Origin of the sequence: Curtobacterium poinsettiae (assembly GCF_025677645.1) — a bacterium.
Classification (GTDB): Bacteria; Actinomycetota; Actinomycetes; order Actinomycetales; family Microbacteriaceae; genus Curtobacterium; species Curtobacterium poinsettiae_A.
Genome location: NZ_CP106879.1, coordinates 2,802,317 through 2,819,458, shown reverse-complemented (window position 1 = coordinate 2,819,458; position 17,142 = coordinate 2,802,317). Strand labels below are relative to the sequence as shown.

The window sequence follows — 17,142 nt, the reverse complement described above, 5'->3', positions numbered from 1 at the left end:
TGGCCCGGGGAACGATCGCCTCGCGACGGGAGCACGATGCACGCCGAACGCCCACCGCACCTGCGCTGGAGGCTCGTCGCCCTCGTCGCCCTCGGCGGCGCGATCGGCACGGCCGTCCGCGCACTCCTCGCCACGGCGTTCCCCGCGCACGACGGGATCAGCTGGACCATCCTCGGGATCAACGTCGTCGGGGCGTTCTGCCTCGGCTTCCTGCTCGACGCACTCGCCCGACGGGGCCCGGACGTCGGTCGTCGTCGCGCGGTCCGGCTGTTCGTCGGCACCGGTGTGCTCGGCGGCTTCACGACCTACAGCACGCTCGCGGACGACACCGCGCAGCTGCTCGACCTCGGGCGCTGGACGGCGGGCACCGGGTACGCGCTGCTGTCGGTCGCGCTCGGACTCGTCGCGGTCGTCCTCGGTCTGGGAGTCGCCGCGGCCACCCGGCCCCGCTCCCGCCCCGAACCCCTGCAGGATGCCCGATGACCCCGGTGGAACTGGTCCTGGTCGCGGTCGGCGGGGGAGCCGGTGCCGCCCTGCGCTTCGTGCTCGACGGGCTCGTCAAGGGCCGCGTCGCCCGTTCGCGATTCGCCGGGTTCCCGGTCGGGACCCTGCTCATCAACGTGTCCGGTTCGCTCGTGCTCGGTGTCCTGACGGGCCTCGGGCAGGCCGGCACCATCCCCGCCTCGACGGTCGCTGTGCTCGGGACGGGCATGATGGGTGGGTACACGACGTTCTCGACGGCGAGCGTCGAGACCGTACAGCTCCTCCGATCCGGCAAGACCCGGCTCGCCGTCCTGAACGGCCTCGGGATGCTCGTCGTCTCGGTCGGCGCAGCTGCGCTCGGCCTCTGGATCGGAAGGAACTCATGACCTCGGAACGCCCCGGCGAACTCGTCCTCGTCCGTCACGGAGAGACGGAGTGGTCGAAGAGCGGGCAGCACACCGGCCGGACCGACATCCCGCTCACCGACAACGGCGTCGAACAGGCGAAGCGCGCGGGCCGGTACCTCGGGGACCGGTCGTTCGCGCTGGCGCTGTCGAGCCCGCTGCAGCGCGCTCGTGACACCGCGCACCTGATCGGCGTCGAGCCGGAGCTCGACGAGGACCTGTACGAGTGGGACTACGGCGCCTACGAGGGACTCACCACCCCGCAGATCAAGGTGCTGCGCCACGGTCCGTGGGACCTCTGGACCGACGGGGTCCCCGCCGGCGACACACCCGGTGAGAACGCCGCCGAGGTCCGGGTCCGCGTCGAGCGCATCCTGAACCGTGCCCGTCCGGTGCTCGCCGAGGGCCACGACGCGGTGTTCATCGCCCACGGGCACGTGCTGCGGGCGCTCGGCGCCGCCTGGATCCGGCTCGCGCCGCAGGACGGCGCCGTGCTGAAGCTCGGCACCGCCTCGGTCAGCATCCTCGGCTACGAGCACGGCCGCCCCGTCATCGACGCCTGGAACATCCAGCCGCGCGACTGACGCGCGGGTGGGGCCGGCGGGCTCGCGTCAGCGACGGACGCGGTGGTCGCGACCACGGACGGACGGGAGGCCCGTGGCGGCGCCGCCACGGGCCTCCCGTCCGCCGTCCGCGCCCGTTCCTTCCCCTGTCACGCGCGATGCCAGGCGGAATCGGGCGTTCCTGGTCGAAAGGAACGACCAGGTACGCCCGATTCGACCAGGTACGCCCGATTCGACCAGGTACGCCCGATTCGACCCGGTACGCCCGATTCGACCCGGCACGCCCGGGACGACCGGGGGCGTCAGACGGTCCGGATGGCGCTCGTCGCGCCGAGGGCACGGCCACGCCGGCGCTCGATCGCTCGCCCGACGAGCAGCAGCCCCACGCTGACCACGGCACCGAGCACGGTCTGTGCGATGCGGTCGAGCGCCAGCAGCTGGGGTGCCTCGGGCAGGCTCAGCCACGACACCGCCAGGGCGAGCGGGGTGAGGAACAGCAGGCACACGGCGTAGTTCCGGGCGACGAAGATCTCGGCGAAGAACTGTCCGACGACGGCCAGCACGACGATCCACCACGCCGACGGCTCGAGCAGCAGGATGCCGACCGCGATGACCGTGCCGCCGATCGTGCCGACCACACGCTGCCCGGCGCGGACCACGGTGTGCCGCTGGCGGATCGCCGGCAGGGTCGAGACCACCGCGATGACCGCCCAGTACGGGTGCCCGAGCCCGGGGATCGACTCCGCGACGGCCCCGGCGACGAGTGACCCGGCGACGTTGAGCGCGACGGTCTCCCACAGCGCCGGCGTCCGCAGGACCGCGATTGAGCGGTGCTTGCGGTCGGCCAGCGGGCGGAACCGGTGCGGGGCATGCGGGTGGAACACACGGCGGAGCACCGCACCGGACATCGCGACGAGCCAGGCCCAGGCGACCGAGCAGACGATGATCGTGGTGACGAGCGGGACGTCGGCCGGGCGCATCGGCACGAGTGCGGACACGACGAACGCGAACACCGGGAAGATCGGCTGCGCGGGGATCGTCCGGAGCGCGGAGAGGGTGCAGACCGCGACCACCAGGACGACGACGAGACCCACGGCCTGCAGCCAGAGCGGCGACCCGAGGAGCCCGACCCCGATGCCGGCGAACATGCAGAGCGCCTGCAGCACACCCGCGACGCCGGTGGTGACGGCACGCTGCCGGTAGGGCTCGGTCGCACCGAAGATGGCGGTGAACCCGGCGAACATGGCGAAGGCGGCGTACCCCGGCACACCGAGGGCGATGAGCAGCGCGAGCGGTGCGCCACCGGCGATCGCGGCGCGTGCCGCGCCCTCGAGGTTGATGGTCCGGGTCGAGTGCGCAGGTGTCGTCATGTCGTCACCATCTTCCCACCGCGACAGGTGTCGGGGCGTCGCCACGGGCCTCCAAGCCGGGTCGCGCCGGGGTGCCGCGCGTTGGTATACCAATGGTAGAGTCGCCTGATCGGGCCGCGGTCGCGGCGCAACGACGAGGACGAGGAGGGCTGAGCTCATGGGAAAGACGCTCGCCGAGAAGGTGTGGGACGACCACGTCGTGGTCAAGGGTGAGGACGGCAACCCCGACCTCCTCTACATCGACCTCCACCTCGTGCACGAGGTGACGAGTCCGCAGGCGTTCGACGGCCTGCGGCAGGCCGGGCGACCGGTGCGTCGCCTCGACCTGACGATCGCGACCGAGGACCACAACACGCCGACGCTCGCCATCGACCGCCCCATCGCGGACCCGACGAGCCGCATCCAGATCGAGACCCTCCGTCGCAACTGCGAGGAGTTCGGCGTCCGGCTGCACTCCCTGGGCGACAAGGAGCAGGGCATCGTCCACGTGGTCGGCCCGCAGCTCGGCCTGACCATGCCCGGCATCACCGTGGTCTGCGGCGACTCGCACACCAGCACCCACGGGGCCTTCGGCGCGATGGCGTTCGGCATCGGCACGTCCGAGGTCGAGCACGTCCTCGCCACGCAGACCCTGCCGCTCAAGCCGTTCAAGACGATGGCGATCACGGTCGAGGGCACGCTGCGCCCGGGGGTGACGGCGAAGGACATCATCCTGGCCGTCATCGCGAAGATCGGCACCGGCGGCGGACAGGGCTACGTGCTCGAGTACCGCGGCTCCGCGATCCGCGCGCTCTCGATGGAGGGCCGCATGACGATCTGCAACATGTCGATCGAGGCCGGTGCCCGCGCCGGCATGGTCGCCCCCGACCAGACCACCTACGACTACGTGCAGGGCCGCGACCACGCGCCCACCGGCCAGGACTGGGACGACGCCGTCGCGTACTGGGACACCCTGGCGACCGACGACGACGCCGTGTTCGACGCCGAGGTGTTCATCGACGCGGACGAGCTCGAGCCCTTCGTCACCTGGGGCACGAACCCGGGCCAGGGCGTCTCGCTGTCCGAGAGCGTGCCGGACCCGGCCGCCTACAGCGACCCCAACGACCAGGCCGCCGCACGCCGCGCCCTGGAGTACATGGACATCGCCGCCGGCACCCCGATGAAGGACATCGCCGTCGACGCGGTGTTCATGGGGTCCTGCACCAACTCGCGCATCGAGGACCTTCGGGCCTTCGCATCGATCATCAACGGCCGCAAGAAGGCCGACGGCGTCCGGGTCATGGTGGTGCCGGGGTCCGCTCGGGTCCGGCTCGAGGCCGAGGCCGAGGGGCTCGACAAGGTGTTCACCGAGTTCGGTGCCGAGTGGCGGTTCGCCGGCTGCTCGATGTGCCTGGGGATGAACCCGGACCAGCTGGCACCGGGGGAGCGCTGCGCGAGCACCTCGAACCGCAACTTCGAGGGTCGCCAGGGCAAGGGCGGCCGCACCCACCTGGTGTCGCCGCTCGTCGCCGCGGCCACCGCGGTGCGCGGCACGCTGTCCAGCCCGTGGGACCTGGAGACCGACGACGAGATCGCGGCGGCGACGGCCGCCACCGCCACCGAGGGGACCTTCTGATGGACAAGATCACCACCGTCTCCGGCATCGCCGCACCGCTCAAGCGGTCGAACGTCGACACCGACCAGATCATCCCGGCCGTCTACCTGAAGCGCGTCACGAAGACCGGCTTCGAGGACGCCCTGTTCGCCGGGTGGCGGCAGGACCCCGACTTCGTGCTGAACCAGGAGCGCTACCAGGGTGCCCGTGTGCTCGTCGCAGGCCCCGACTTCGGCACCGGTTCGTCCCGCGAGCACGCCGTGTGGGCGCTCCGTGACTTCGGCTTCACCGTGGTCGTCTCGCCCCGTTTCGCGGACATCTTCAAGGGCAACGCCGGCAAGCAGGGCCTGGTCACGGCGATCGTGACCGAACCGGAGGTCGAGCGCCTGTGGGCCGCCATCGAGGCGAACCCGGGCATCGAGGCGACGGTCGACCTCGTGACGCAGCGCGTGTCGCTGGGGGATGTGGACGTCCCCTTCGAGATCGACGCTTACACTCGTTGGCGGTTGATGGAAGGGCTCGACGACATCGGGCTCACCCTCCGTGACGAGACCTCGATCACGGAGTTCGAATCCCGCCGCTCCAGTTGGCGGCCGAAGACATTGCCGGTGAAGTAGTGAACTCTCTCGTACAGGACGCAGCGGCCGCAGGGGCGCGCGTGGGCCTCAAGTCGGACGAGATCGTCATCCGCGGGGGCAAGCCGCTCGTGGGGCGCATCGAGGTCCGTGGGGCGAAGAACCTCGCGACCAAGGCCATGGTGGCGTCGCTGCTCGGTGACACCCCGTCGATCCTCCGTGACGTGCCGGACATCTCCGACGTCAAGGTGGTCCGCGGGCTGCTCGAGGTGCACGGCGTGCGCATCACCGATCCTGCACGAGGCGAACTCATCCTCGACCCGTCGCGGGTCGAGTCGGCGCACTTCGCCGAGATCGACGCGCACGCCGGTTCGAGCCGCATCCCGATCCTGTTCTGCGGTCCGCTGCTGCACAAGCTCGGCGAGGCGTTCATCCCCGACCTCGGCGGCTGCCGCATCGGCGACCGTCCGATCGACTTCCACCTCGACGCCCTGCGTGCCATGGGTGCGGTCGTCGACAAGCAGGTCAACGGCATCCACCTGACGGCCCCGGACGGCCTGAAGGGCGCCTCGATCGAGCTGCCGTACCCGAGCGTCGGCGCCACCGAGCAGGTCCTGCTCTCGGCGACCCTCGCGAAGGGCGTCACCGAGCTGCGGAACGCCGCGATCGAGCCCGAGATCATGGACCTCATCGCGATCCTGCAGAAGATGGGCGCCATCGTCTCCGTCGAGCCGAACCGCGTCATCTTCATCGAGGGCGTCGAGTCGCTCCGCGGCTACACGCACCGCGCGATCAACGACCGCAACGAGGCCGCGAGCTGGGCGTCCGCCGCGCTCGCCACGAACGGCGACATCTTCGTCGAGGGCGCGAACCAGCAGGAGCTCATGACGTTCCTCAACGTCTTCCGCAAGGTCGGCGGCGGGTTCGACATCCAGGAGGACGGCATCCGGTTCTACCGCGAGCTGGACACCCTGAAGCCCGTCGTCATCGAGACCGATGTGCACCCCGGCTTCATGACGGACTGGCAGCAGCCGCTCGTCGTCGCGCTGACCCAGGCCGAGGGCCAGAGCATCGTGCACGAGACCGTCTACGAGAACCGCTTCGGCTTCACCGACGCGCTGAACGAGATGGGTGCCGACATCGTCGTGCACAAGGAGGGGCTGCCCGGGCACGACCGCCGTGTCGCCCGCCGCCCGTTCGAGCAGGCCGCCGTCATCACCGGTCCGACGAAGCTGCACGCCGCCAACGTGCGCGTCCCCGACCTGCGCGGCGGGTTCAGCCACCTCATCGCGGCGCTGACCGCCGACGGCGAGTCGCACATCACCAACGTCGGCATCATCAGCCGCGGCTACGAGCACTTCATCCCGAAGCTGCGCAAGCTCGGCGCCGACTTCGACTTCGCTGGGTAGGCACGGTGCCGGCAGAAGCAAGCGGCGACGGTCTGGAGGCCCGTGGCGGCTCCGACGCGCAGGTCGCGACCGGCCTCCCCGTGCGTGGGCGCCGGTGGCGCCGCGGCGAGCTGAACACCGCGTTCCGGATCGTCGCCTCGATCGTCATCCCGACGTTCCGGTTCTCGGCGCGGTACCACTGGCACGGCCCCAACCGGCTGCCGGCCGAGGGTGCCTTCGTGCTCGCACCGAACCACTTCACGAACATCGACCCCCTGGTCGTGGGCACCGCCGTGTACATCTCGAAGCGGGCGCCGCGGTTCCTGGCGAAGGCGTCCCTGTTCACGGTCCCCGTGGTCGGCAAGCTCATGTCCGGCATGGGACAGATCCCGGTCGAACGCTCCGGCCGGACGCGCCTGAGCGACCCGCTCGGGGGTGGCCGGTCCCTGGTCGAGCAGGGCGGTGCGATCATCGTCTACCCCGAGGGGACGCTCACCCGCGACCCCGACCTCTGGCCGATGCGCGGCAAGACGGGTGCGGTGCGAATCGCACTCGAGAACGACGTGCCGCTCATCCCGATGGCCCACTGGGGCACGCAGAACATCATGGCGCGGTACGGCAAGAAGCTCCGGCTGTTCCCGCCGTCCCGCGTCGACGTGATCATCGGTGACCCGGTCGACCTGTCGGCGTACCGCGGTCGGCAGATCGACCAGCAGATGCTCGGCGAGGCCACCGAACTCGTCATGCGCGAGATCACCGCGCTGCTCGAGGTGCTCCGCGGCGAACGGGCACCCGCGACCCGCTGGGACCCGGCGGCGAACAACCAGAAGGAGACCGGCCGGTTTGAGTGACCTCCGACCCCACGACGACCGACCCGACCCCGCCGCCGCGGCTCCGGGGGCCTTCGACACCGCCGCGATCCGGGTGGTCATGCAGTCGACCGACAAGCCCCGGGTGGCCGTGATCGGTGCCGGCAGCTGGGGCACCACGTTCGCGAAGGTGCTGGCCGAGGGCGGAGCGTCCACCGTGGTGTGGGCCCGACGCCCCGAGGTCGCCCGCGAGATCACCGAGACCAAGCGCAACTCGGACTACCTGCCCGGCATCAACCTGCCTCGCACCCTGACCGCGTCGACGTCCCTCGAGCGCGTGCTCGACGGCGCCTCGCAGGTGTACGTCTCGGTGCCCTCGCAGACCCTGCGCTCGAACCTCGCCGCGATCCGCGAGCTGCTGCCCGCCGACGTGCCGGTCGTCAGCCTGATGAAGGGCGTCGAGAAGAGCACGGGCCTGCGCATGAGCGAGGTCCTGCTGCAGGGGCTCGGCATCGACCAGGACCGCATCGCGGTGGCCAGTGGGCCGAACCTGGCGCTCGAGATCGCCCGTCGGCAGCCGACCGCCGCGGTGGTGTCGTCGTCGTCGCTGGCGACCGCCACGGACGTCGCCGCCGTCGCGACGAACCCGTACTTCCGGTCGTTCATCAACACGGACGTCATCGGCACCGAGTTCGGCGGCGTGCTGAAGAACCTCATCGCCGTCGCGATCGGCATCGTCGACGGGGTCGGCTACGGCGAGAACACCAAGGCCTCGATCATCACGCGCGGCCTCGCCGAGATGACCGACTTCGCGGTGTCGCTCGGCGCGCAGTCGTCCACGCTGTCCGGGCTCGCGGGCCTCGGCGACCTCATCGCCACGTGCCAGTCGCCGCTGTCGCGGAACAACACCGCCGGACGGCTGCTCGGCCAGGGCTACCGGTTCGACGAGGTCGTCCGCCAGATGAACCAGACGGCGGAGGGGCTGGCCTCGGTCGCCCCGATCCTCGAGCTGGCCGCGGCGAACGGGGTCGACATGCCCATCGTCAGCCAGGTCGGCGAGGTCCTCGCCGGTAGGCTCGATCCGCGCAACATCGCGCCGCACCTCACCGAGACCGACGAGCCGCAGGGCGAGTGACCGGTCCCGCACCGAGTCACGAAGGGACTCCCGTGCCCACGATCCCCGAGGGAACCCCCATGCCCAGGACCACCGTCGCCGTGCTCTTCGGCGGTCGCTCGAGCGAACACGAGATCAGCTGCGTGACCGCCGGCGGCATCATGGACGTCGTCGACCGGGCCGAGTACGACCTCGTGCCGATCGGGATCACCCGGGAGGGTGCCTTCACGCTGCAGTCGGACGACCCCGCGCAGTGGACCATCCGTGACGGCGCGCTGCCGACGGTGCCCGACAACGGCACGCGGATCGCGTTCCCGACCTCGCCGGCCACCAACGAACTCGTCGTGTCCCACCCCGACGGCACGGTCACGGCGATCCCGGTCGACGTGGTGTTCCCGATCCTGCACGGCCCCTTCGGCGAGGACGGCACGATCCAGGGCCTGCTCGAGATCGCCGGGCTGCCGTACGTCGGCGACGGCGTGCTCGCGAGCGCCCTGGCGATGGACAAGCACGTCGCCAAGGCCGTGCTCGAGCACGCCGGGCTCCGGGTCGCACCGTGGACCACGGTGCTGCGCCGGCAGTGGGCGGCCGATCCGGTGGACGTTGCCGAGACGATCGCCGCCCACGGCTGGCCGCTGTTCGTCAAGCCGGCCCGCGCCGGGTCGAGCATGGGTGTCTCGCGCGTCGACGAGCCCGCGCAGCTGGGTGCCGCGATGGACCTGGCGTTCGAGCACGACTCCAAGGTGATCGTCGAGCCCCGCGTGGTCGGCCGCGAGGTCGAGGTCGCCGTGCTCGAGGGCCGTGACGGCGTGCCGCGCACGAGCCTGCCGGGCGAGATCGTCGTGGCCGAGGACGGCTTCTACGACTTCGCCTCGAAGTACCTGGGCGGCGACGAGTCGCTGCTCTGCCCGGCGCCGCTGACCGACGACCAGACCGACGAGATCCGCTCCATCGGTGCCCGCGCGTTCGAGGCCATCGGGGGCTCGGGGCTCGCTCGTGTCGACTGCTTCCTGACCGACGACGGCTTCGTCGTGAACGAGGTCAACACGATGCCGGGCTTCACACCGCTGTCGATGTACCCGCGTTGCTGGGCGGCGTCGGGGCTGTCCTACGGCGAGCTGATCACCGAGCTCATCGAACTGGGTCGCGCCGCCGTTCGCTGACCAGCCTGCGCTGTCGGGTCGGCGCGCGAGCGTCAGCCGTGCGCTGACCGGGTCGGCGCGCGAGCGTCAGCCCTGCACGTCAGCAGGGTCGAGGCACTCGTGTCCGTCCTTCGGCAGTGACGACACGGCGTCGGACAGCTCCTGCACGACCGAGGACGTGGTCTTCGTCGAGTCGACCACGACCTGCGCCGCCGGTGACCGACCGAACGTCGTGTAGACGACCTGGTCGCCCCGGTCGTCGCGGATCCAGTCGACGCCGCCCTGCGAGAAGCACGGCAGGTCGGACACGGTGGGGACGGCGACACCGCAGTGGTAGATCGCCACCTCGGGGTCGCCCCAGGCAGCGGTCGCCTGCGCGTTCGTGTTCCGCAGGTCGAACTTCGAGTCCACGGTCGCGGGCAGCCGGACCTGCACGGCCGCACACGCCGCGGCGTTCGCCGACGGGGCCGGGGACATCGACACGGCGTTCGTGCACCCGGTCAACCCGGCGGCGAGGGTGATCACGGCCCCCAGGATCGCGAGGGTGCGAGGGGTGCGGCGCGCGGTGTCCATCGCCGTCCAGGCTACCGTTCTCGTGTGGATGCGACGGACGACGCCTGGGCCGGACCGACGGTGGGGGAGCTCGGCGAACTCGTCGTCCTCGACCGGATCACGAGCCGTCTGCCCGCGGGGACGCCGCTCCTCGGTCCCGGTGACGACTGCGCCGTCGTCGCCGCTCCCGACGGGCGGTTCGTCGTGACGACGGACATGATGGTGCACGGCCCGGACTTCCGGTGGGCGTGGTCGTCGCCGACGGACATCGGTTGGAAGGCGGCCGCCACGAACCTCTCCGACGTCGCCGCGATGGGTGCCGTGCCGAGCGGCCTCGTGATCGCCCTCGCCGCACCGCAGGACACCCCCGTGGCCGTCCTCGAGGGCATCGCCGAGGGCTTCCGACTCGCCGTCGACGCACTCGCGCCCGGGTGCGGGGTCGTCGGGGGAGACCTCTCCACCTCGGCGACGTTCACCGTGGCCGTCACCGCCTTCGGTGACCTGCTGGGCCGCGCCCCCGTGCTGCGGTCGGGCGCGGGCGTCGGTGACGTGCTCGCGGTGTCCGGCGAGCTGGGACGTGCCGCGCGCGGGCTGTCCCGGCTGTTCCACGACGGCGTCGACGACCGGGGCGAGCCGGACCGCGTCGCGACGGTCGCGAGCGGTGCGGACGTCGACCCCGACGTCGGACGGCAGCGCCGACCGGTGCCCCCGATCGCCGACGGGCCGCTCGCGGCCGCGGCCGGGGCCACCGCGATGCTCGACCTGTCCGACGGGCTGGCGATCGACGCCGGTCGGCTCGCCCGTGCCAGCCGGGTGACGCTCGAACTCGATGCCGCCACCGACCTCGACGAGGTCGCACTGCACGGTGGCGAAGACCACGGACTGCTCGCCACGTTCCCGGCCGACACGATCCTGCCCGGGGGCTTCCGGCGCATTGGTGCCGTGCGGGAGCGTGGCGACGCGGACCTGCTGCGTGCCGGGTCGCCGGTGCCGACGACCGGCTGGGACCCCTACGCGGACTGGGACGGCGCCACCGGTTGACCCGGCTGGCCGGCTGCGTCAGCCGGCAGCGACCGCCTCCCACGCGACGGTCTCGCCGTAGCTGCGCTTGCTGAAGGGCGCGAGCCCGGCCGGCCAGGTGGGCTCGGGGGAGCGCTTGCTCCGCTCGACCACCACGACGGCATCCGGCGTCAGCTTCGGCGCCAGGGCCTCGAGCACCTCGGCGAGCTCGTGCTCGGTGACGTCGTAGGGCGGGTCGATGAACACCAGGTCGAAGGTGCGGACGGTCCCGCGCAGGTACCCGAGCACCGGCTGCGGCTGGACGTCGATCCGGACGCCCGGCACCCGCTGCTGCACGGCCTTCGCGTTCGCCCGGCAGGCCTGCGCGGCGGCGGATGCCCGGTCGACCAGGACCACCTCGGCCGCACCGCGGGACGCCGCCTCGAGCCCGAGCGCGCCCGTCCCCGCGTACAGGTCGGCCACCGACGTGGCCTCGACGAGTCCCCGTGCCTCGAGCGACGAGAACAGCGCCTCGCGCACACGGTCGCTCGTCGGGCGGGTGCCGGACTTCGGCACCCGGAGCGTCAGGGAGCCGGCGGCGCCGGCGATGATGCGGGTCATGCAGCCACCGTATCGGCCCGGCGGGTCCGGTCCGGTGTTCTCCACAGGCCGCTCGGGAGGCGCGGATGGGGTCGGTCGTGCCCGGTACCGTTGGAGCGTGGTCACCTCCGGAACCCCCGCTGCGCCGGCCGCGCCCGACCTTGGTCCGGCGCCGCTCGACGCGCGGCTCGCGAACGTGCTCGGCGGTCGGACGGCGACCGCGATCGAGAAGGCCTTCGGCTACCGCACGGTGGGGGAGTTCCTCGAGCACGCGCCCCGCCGCTACGCCGAGCGTGGTGCGCTGACGGCCCTCGACTCGCTCGCGATCGGCGAACCCGTCACCATCGTGGCCGAGGTCGTCGACGTCCGTGAACGCACCATGCGCGCGCGCCGCGGCTCGATCCTCGAAGCGAAGATCGGCGACGGCAAGGGCCTGCTCACGCTCACGTTCTTCAACCAGGGGTGGCGCACGAAGGACCTCCTCCCCGGCGCCCGGGGCATCTTCTCCGGCAAGGTCAGCGACTACCGCGGTGCCCGGCAGCTCGCCCACCCCGACTACGAGCTGTTCGACCCCGACGACCCCCGCGCCACGGCCGAGCCCGGTTCCGACGAGGCGATCCGGTGGTCGCGCCAGCCGATCCCGATCTACCCGGCCACGGCCTCGCTCACGTCGTGGCAGATCGCCAAGTCCATCGGGATCGTCCTCGACACCCTGCCGGACCTGCCCGACCCGGTGCCGGCGTCCGCGCGGTCCCGGCTCGACCTCGTGCCGTTCCGCCGTGCCCTCGAGCTGCTGCACCGCCCCGAGAAGGTCGCCGACTTCAAGCGCGCGCAGGACGCCCTGCGCTACCGCGAGGCGTTCGTGCTGCAGACCGCCCTGGTGCAGCGCCGGATCGCGGCCCGTCGGACTGCTGCCACCCCGCGTGTGGCCGCCCCCGGCGGCATCCTCGAGCGCTTCGACGCCACCCTGCCCTTCACGTTGACGGACGACCAGCGGGCCGTCGGGGCCGACATCGACCAGGACCTCGCCCGTACCTGGCCCATGCACCGGCTGATCCAGGGCGAGGTCGGGTCCGGCAAGACCCTCGTGGCGATCCGGGCGATGCTCACGGTGGCCGAGTCCGGCGGCCAGTCCGCGCTCATCGCCCCGACCGAGGTGCTGGCGGCCCAGCACCTCCGCTCCATCGTGAAGTTCCTCGGGCCGGACCTGGCCGCCGAGCTCCGACCGGTGATCCTGACCGGGTCGCAGTCGACCGACGAACGTCGCCGTGCCCTGCTCGCCGCGGCGTCTGGCAGCTCACGGCTGGTCGTCGGCACCCATGCGCTCCTGGGCGACCGGGTGGACTTCGCCGAGCTGGGGCTCGTGGTGGTCGACGAGCAGCACCGCTTCGGTGTCGAGCAGCGCGAGGCCCTCCGCACCAAGGGCACGACCCCGCCGCACGTGCTCGTGCTCACCGCGACGCCGATCCCGCGCACCGTCGCGATGACGGTGTTCGGCGACCTCGACGTCTCGACCATCACGGGCATGCCGTCGGGGCGCGCCGGCGTCGAGACCTTCACGGTCCCGCTGGCGGAGCACCCGGGCTGGGAACCCCGGATCTGGTCGCGCATGGCAGAAGAACTGGCCAAGGGCCGCCAGGCGTTCGTCGTCTGCCCGGCCATCGACGACGCCCACACCGAGGACGACGGCGAGCCGGAGCCGGCCGAGGGCGAGGACGACGCCCCGAAGCGTGCCCCGGCGACCGTGCTCGCCACCGCCGAGCGGATGCGCACCATGCCCGTGCTCGAAGGGCGCTCGATCGCGGTCCTGCACGGCCGGATGACCGCCGACGAGAAGGACCGCGTCATGACGTCCTTCGCCGCCGGCAACGTCGACGTGGTCGTCGCGACGACCGTGATCGAGGTCGGCGTCGACGTGCCGAACGCGGCGATGATGGCCGTCCTCGACGCCGACCGGTTCGGGGTCTCGCAGCTCCACCAGCTCCGCGGCCGCATCGGTCGTGGGCAGTGGGCCGGTGTCTGCCTGCTCGTCACCTCGGCCGAGCTCGAGACCACCTCGCGCGAGCGCGTCGACGCGGTGGCCGCCTCGGACGACGGGTTCGAACTCGCCCGGGTCGACCTCGAGCTCCGACGCGAGGGCAACGTCCTGGGCGAACGGCAGTCCGGTGGGCGGTCCTCGCTCAACCTGCTCCGGGTGGTCGAGCACGCCGATCTCATCGTCGACGCGCGCGAGGAAGCGGAGCGTGTGCTCGAACCCGATCCCGAGCTCGAGGGGTCCCCGGCCCTCCGAGACGCCCTCGCCCGGCGTCTCGACGAGTCCGACGCGGCGTTCCTCGGCAAGAACTGACCCCGGGGCACGGCGTCGCGGGCGGTATCGTCGCTGCCATGGCGCAGATCGCGGTGGTCCCCGGTTCGTTCGACCCCGTCACCCTCGGGCACCTCGACGTCATCGGCCGCGCGGCCGGGCTCTTCGACGAGGTGCACGTCCTCGTGGTGCACAACCCCGACAAGAAGCCGGCAATGTTCGAGGCGGTCGATCGGGTGCGGCTCATCCGCGATTCGCTGGTCGAGGTCGGCGCGCCGGAGACGGTCACGGTGGGCGAGTGGACGTCCGGGCTGCTGGTGGACTACTGCCGGCAGGTCGGCGCGAAGGTCCTGGTGAAGGGCGTGCGGTCCGGCGAGGACGTCGCGTACGAGACCCCGATGGCGATCATGAACCGCCACCTGGCCGACGTCGAGACGGTGTTCCTGCTGCCGGAGGCGTCGCGGGCGCACGTGTCGAGCTCGCTGATCCGCCAGGTGTCCTCCCTCGGCGGCAACGTCACGCCCTACGTGCCGAAGACGGTCGCCGACGCGCTCGCGGCCCGCTGAGCACGCCCGCCCAGCTCGCGCACTGACCCCACCGCGTCCGGACACGCCTGTCGCCACCTCGACTCTCGGCCCCGATCGCGCTAGGCTCGTCGATCGTGTCTTCCCCCGTGAACAGCCCTTACGCCCTGCGCGTGCGCGACCTCGCGCACCGGCCGGGCGAGATGCGCGAGCACTCGCTCGACATCGAGGTGCCCGACGCGATGGGGGCCGGTCTGATCGGCGTCCGACAGGGTGCCGAACTGCACATCGACGTCAAACTCGAAGGCCTGCACGAGGGTGTCCTCGTGTCCGGACACGCTTCGGCCGACGCCACGGGGGAGTGCTCGCGCTGCCTCATCGACATCAGCGAACCGATCGAGGTCGATTTCGCCGAGCTGTTCGCGTATGATGCCTCGGAGGATTTCGACTTCTTCGTTCGCGATGACCACGTGGACACCGAACAGGTCGTTCGAGATGCGGTGGTGCTGTCGCTGCCGTTCCAGCCGGTCTGCCGACCGGACTGCCCAGGACTCGACCCGGTAACGGGTGAGCGTCTGGCCGACCTCGGCGAGCAGCCCGCTCGCCAGGTGCTGGATCCTCGTTGGGCAGCGCTCAGCGCGATCGAGCTCGACGACAGCACCGACGGTGACACCACCGCACCGAAGACCACCGAGGGCGAGGAGCGGGCCGAGACCGAGTAGGTCCCGACACCGCCAGCCCCCGTACCGACCACCGACCAACCGAAAGAGATTCACCATGGCCGTTCCCAAGCGCAAGCAGTCCCGTGCGAACACGCACGCCCGTCGTTCGCAGTGGAAGGCCACGCCGATCCAGCTCGTGAAGACGATCGAGAACGGCCAGGTCACCTACAGCCTCCCGCACCGCGCGAAGGTCGTCGAGGACTCGGCCGGCACGCCCCTGTACATGGAGTACAAGGGCCGCAAGGTCGCCGACGTCTGATCGGACCGAACGCATGACGACAACGTCCGGCGCTGCGGGGTCTCGCCCCGCGGGGCCGGACGTCGTTCGTCTGCAGGGCATCCTCGGGGTCGACATCGACCTCGAGCTGCTCCAGCTCGCCCTGACGCACCGCTCCTACGCCTACGAGCACGGGGGCATCAAGCACAACGAGCGCCTCGAGTTCCTCGGGGACTCGATCCTCGGTCAGGCCGTGACCGTGAAGCTCTACCGGTCGTTCCCCGACCTCGACGAGGGTGACCTCGCCAAGCGACGGGCGAGCCTGGTGTCGACCGTGGCGCTGGCCGAGATCGCCCGGATGATCGGGCTCGGCCGCTACCTGCGCCTCGGCAAGGGCGAGGAACAGACCGGGGGGCGCGACAAGTCGTCGATCCTGGCCGACACCGTCGAAGCCGTCATCGGCGCAACGTACCTGTCGGCCGGCCCGGACCCGGCCACCGAACTCGTGCTCCGCCTGGTCGAACCCCTCATGATCGACCCGGACCGCTTCGGTGCCGCGATGGACCCGAAGACGAGCCTGCAGGAGCTCGCCTCGAGCCGCTCGCTCGGCAACCCGGCGTACCGCGTCACCGAGACCGGCCCGGACCACGACAAGACCTTCATGGCGACGGTCGTGCTGCAGGGTGAGGACATCGCCACCGGCACCGGGTCGAGCAAGAAGGCCGCCGAGATGGCCGCCGCGCTCGACGCCTGGACCCGGCTGTCCGGTCGAGCGGCCTGACCGCGTGCCCGAACTCCCCGAGGTCGAGGTCGTCCGCGCCGGCCTCGAACCCGCCGTCACCGGCGCGCGGGTCCTGCACGTCGACGTGGTCGACGACCGTGCCCTCACCCGGCACGACGGCCCCGCCGAGGACTTCGCAGACCGACTGACCGGTCGCACGATCGCCGCCGCCGTCCGCCGGGGCAAGTTCCTCTGGATGCCGCTGCGTCCCGAGCGGGACGGGGACCGCCCCGAGGCCCTCGTCGCCCACCTCGGCATGAGCGGGCAGATCCTGCTCGGTCGTGGTCGACCGGCTGCCAAGCACCGGCGGATCCTCATCGACGTGCAGCCTGCGGGCACCGACCGCTCGGGTGCGGCGGAGCCCCCGGTGGAACTCGAGTTCGTCGACCAGCGCACGTTCGGCTCGATGGCGATCGACGAGATGGTGCCGACGATCGACGGGGCTCCCGCCGGGTTCGGCGGGCAGGTCGACGCGATCGACCCCGATGCGGTGTGGCGCCGCTGGGTGCCCGGGCAGGTGTCGCACATCGCCCGTGACCCGCTCGACCCCGCGTTCGACGACGACCGGTTCGCCGCGATGGCGCGGAAGCGTTCGAGCGGCATCAAGCGGGTGCTGCTCGACCAGGGCGTCGTGAGCGGCATCGGCAACATCTACGCCGACGAGTCGCTCTGGGCCGCGAAGCTGCACTACGACCGCGCCGCCGACCGCCTCAGCCGTGCCGACCTGCGACGGCTGCTCGACGAGGTCCGCGCCATCCTGCGCCGGGCGCTCGAGGACGGCGGCACGAGCTTCGACGCCCAGTACGTCAACGTCAACGGGCAGTCGGGGTACTTCTCGCAGCGCCTGAACGTCTACGGGCAGCAGGGGAAGCCGTGTCCACGCTGCGGCACGACGATCGTGCGCGAGGCCTTCATGAACCGGTCGAGCCACATCTGCCCCGTGTGCCAACCCCGTCCCCGCGCCCGCACGCGTTAGCCTGACGCCAACCAGAGCATCCGG

General features: G+C 71.5%; 19 protein-coding genes. 16 read left to right on the top strand and 3 right to left on the bottom strand.

What is annotated here, in order from left to right; genetic code table 11:
* The first annotated feature begins 36 nt into the window (after positions 1-36).
* The 3 genes from OE229_RS13455 to OE229_RS13445 are packed head-to-tail and all read left to right on the top strand — an operon-like array spanning position 37 to position 1,471.
* Positions 37-483, top strand: coding sequence for a fluoride efflux transporter FluC (locus OE229_RS13455; protein ID WP_262138447.1), 447 nt, complete (start codon positions 37-39; stop codon positions 481-483).
* Positions 480-869 carry a fluoride efflux transporter CrcB gene (gene crcB / locus OE229_RS13450; protein WP_259578188.1) on the top strand — a complete coding sequence of 130 codons (390 nt, stop codon included), beginning with the start codon at positions 480-482 and terminating at the stop codon, positions 867-869. The genes OE229_RS13455 and crcB overlap by 4 nt, the downstream gene beginning before the upstream one ends.
* Complete coding sequence (locus OE229_RS13445) at positions 866-1,471, top strand: histidine phosphatase family protein (protein ID WP_027465908.1); 606 nt, start codon at positions 866-868, stop codon at positions 1,469-1,471. The genes crcB and OE229_RS13445 overlap by 4 nt, the downstream gene beginning before the upstream one ends.
* Positions 1,472-1,752: 281 nt before the next feature.
* Here OE229_RS13445 and OE229_RS13440 read toward each other — a convergent pair whose 3' ends face one another.
* The gene (locus OE229_RS13440) at positions 1,753-2,820 is read right to left on the bottom strand and encodes an FUSC family protein (RefSeq protein ID WP_262138445.1); all 1,068 of its coding nucleotides are present in this window, start codon (positions 2,818-2,820) and stop codon (positions 1,753-1,755) included.
* Between the two features lie 157 nt (positions 2,821-2,977).
* Between OE229_RS13440 and leuC the strand changes: the two genes are divergently transcribed.
* From leuC to OE229_RS13410, 6 genes are all read left to right on the top strand, one after another.
* On the top strand, positions 2,978-4,435 hold the full coding sequence (gene leuC, locus OE229_RS13435; RefSeq protein ID WP_182065583.1) for a 3-isopropylmalate dehydratase large subunit: 1,458 nt from the start codon (positions 2,978-2,980) through the stop codon (positions 4,433-4,435).
* The gene (leuD, locus tag OE229_RS13430; protein ID WP_110859117.1) at positions 4,435-5,031 is read left to right on the top strand and encodes a 3-isopropylmalate dehydratase small subunit; all 597 of its coding nucleotides are present in this window, start codon (positions 4,435-4,437) and stop codon (positions 5,029-5,031) included. The genes leuC and leuD overlap by 1 nt, the downstream gene beginning before the upstream one ends.
* Positions 5,031-6,398, top strand: coding sequence for a UDP-N-acetylglucosamine 1-carboxyvinyltransferase (gene murA / locus OE229_RS13425; RefSeq protein WP_071244875.1), 1,368 nt, complete (start codon positions 5,031-5,033; stop codon positions 6,396-6,398). The genes leuD and murA overlap by 1 nt, the downstream gene beginning before the upstream one ends.
* A gap of 5 nt (positions 6,399-6,403) precedes the next feature.
* Positions 6,404-7,228, top strand: a complete 825-nt coding sequence (locus OE229_RS13420; RefSeq protein WP_182065584.1) for a lysophospholipid acyltransferase family protein — start codon at positions 6,404-6,406, stop codon at positions 7,226-7,228.
* 79 nt (positions 7,229-7,307) lie between these two features.
* The gene (locus tag OE229_RS13415; protein WP_182065633.1) at positions 7,308-8,321 is read left to right on the top strand and encodes an NAD(P)H-dependent glycerol-3-phosphate dehydrogenase; all 1,014 of its coding nucleotides are present in this window, start codon (positions 7,308-7,310) and stop codon (positions 8,319-8,321) included.
* A gap of 59 nt (positions 8,322-8,380) precedes the next feature.
* Positions 8,381-9,463: a D-alanine--D-alanine ligase family protein gene (locus tag OE229_RS13410; protein ID WP_262138443.1), complete on the top strand. Its 1,083-nt coding sequence runs from the start codon at positions 8,381-8,383 to the stop codon at positions 9,461-9,463.
* Positions 9,464-9,529: 66 nt separating this feature from the next.
* On the opposite strand, the gene OE229_RS13405 is transcribed toward OE229_RS13410, so the two are convergent.
* Positions 9,530-10,015, bottom strand: a complete 486-nt coding sequence (locus tag OE229_RS13405; RefSeq protein WP_182065586.1) for a DUF3515 family protein — start codon at positions 10,013-10,015, stop codon at positions 9,530-9,532.
* Positions 10,016-10,039: 24 nt separating this feature from the next.
* Here OE229_RS13405 and thiL point away from each other — a divergent pair, with 24 nt between their 5' ends.
* Positions 10,040-11,035 carry a thiamine-phosphate kinase gene (gene thiL, locus OE229_RS13400; RefSeq protein WP_262138442.1) on the top strand — a complete coding sequence of 332 codons (996 nt, stop codon included), beginning with the start codon at positions 10,040-10,042 and terminating at the stop codon, positions 11,033-11,035.
* A gap of 18 nt (positions 11,036-11,053) precedes the next feature.
* Here thiL and OE229_RS13395 read toward each other — a convergent pair whose 3' ends face one another.
* Positions 11,054-11,614 carry an RsmD family RNA methyltransferase gene (locus OE229_RS13395; RefSeq protein WP_027465899.1) on the bottom strand — a complete coding sequence of 187 codons (561 nt, stop codon included), beginning with the start codon at positions 11,612-11,614 and terminating at the stop codon, positions 11,054-11,056.
* 97 nt (positions 11,615-11,711) lie between these two features.
* On the opposite strand from OE229_RS13395, the gene OE229_RS13390 reads away from it, so the two are divergent.
* The 6 genes from OE229_RS13390 (at position 11,712) to mutM (ending at position 17,118) form a co-directional block, all read left to right on the top strand.
* Positions 11,712-13,940, top strand: a complete 2,229-nt coding sequence (locus tag OE229_RS13390) for an ATP-dependent DNA helicase RecG (RefSeq protein ID WP_263344566.1) — start codon at positions 11,712-11,714, stop codon at positions 13,938-13,940.
* Positions 13,941-13,978: 38 nt separating this feature from the next.
* Entirely contained in the window at positions 13,979-14,464 is a 486-nt protein-coding gene (gene coaD / locus OE229_RS13385; protein ID WP_259578174.1) for a pantetheine-phosphate adenylyltransferase, read from the top strand.
* 107 nt (positions 14,465-14,571) lie between these two features.
* Positions 14,572-15,144, top strand: a complete 573-nt coding sequence (locus OE229_RS13380; protein ID WP_071405664.1) for a YceD family protein — start codon at positions 14,572-14,574, stop codon at positions 15,142-15,144.
* A 55-nt stretch (positions 15,145-15,199) separates the two neighbouring features.
* A complete protein-coding gene (gene rpmF, locus OE229_RS13375) occupies positions 15,200-15,403 on the top strand; it encodes a 50S ribosomal protein L32 (protein WP_017888273.1) in 204 nt (67 codons plus the stop codon).
* Positions 15,404-15,416: 13 nt separating this feature from the next.
* Positions 15,417-16,142 carry a ribonuclease III gene (gene rnc, locus OE229_RS13370; RefSeq protein WP_247738016.1) on the top strand — a complete coding sequence of 242 codons (726 nt, stop codon included), beginning with the start codon at positions 15,417-15,419 and terminating at the stop codon, positions 16,140-16,142.
* Between the two features lie 4 nt (positions 16,143-16,146).
* The gene (mutM, locus tag OE229_RS13365; RefSeq protein WP_262138438.1) at positions 16,147-17,118 is read left to right on the top strand and encodes a bifunctional DNA-formamidopyrimidine glycosylase/DNA-(apurinic or apyrimidinic site) lyase; all 972 of its coding nucleotides are present in this window, start codon (positions 16,147-16,149) and stop codon (positions 17,116-17,118) included.
* The last annotated feature ends 24 nt before the right edge of the window (positions 17,119-17,142 follow it).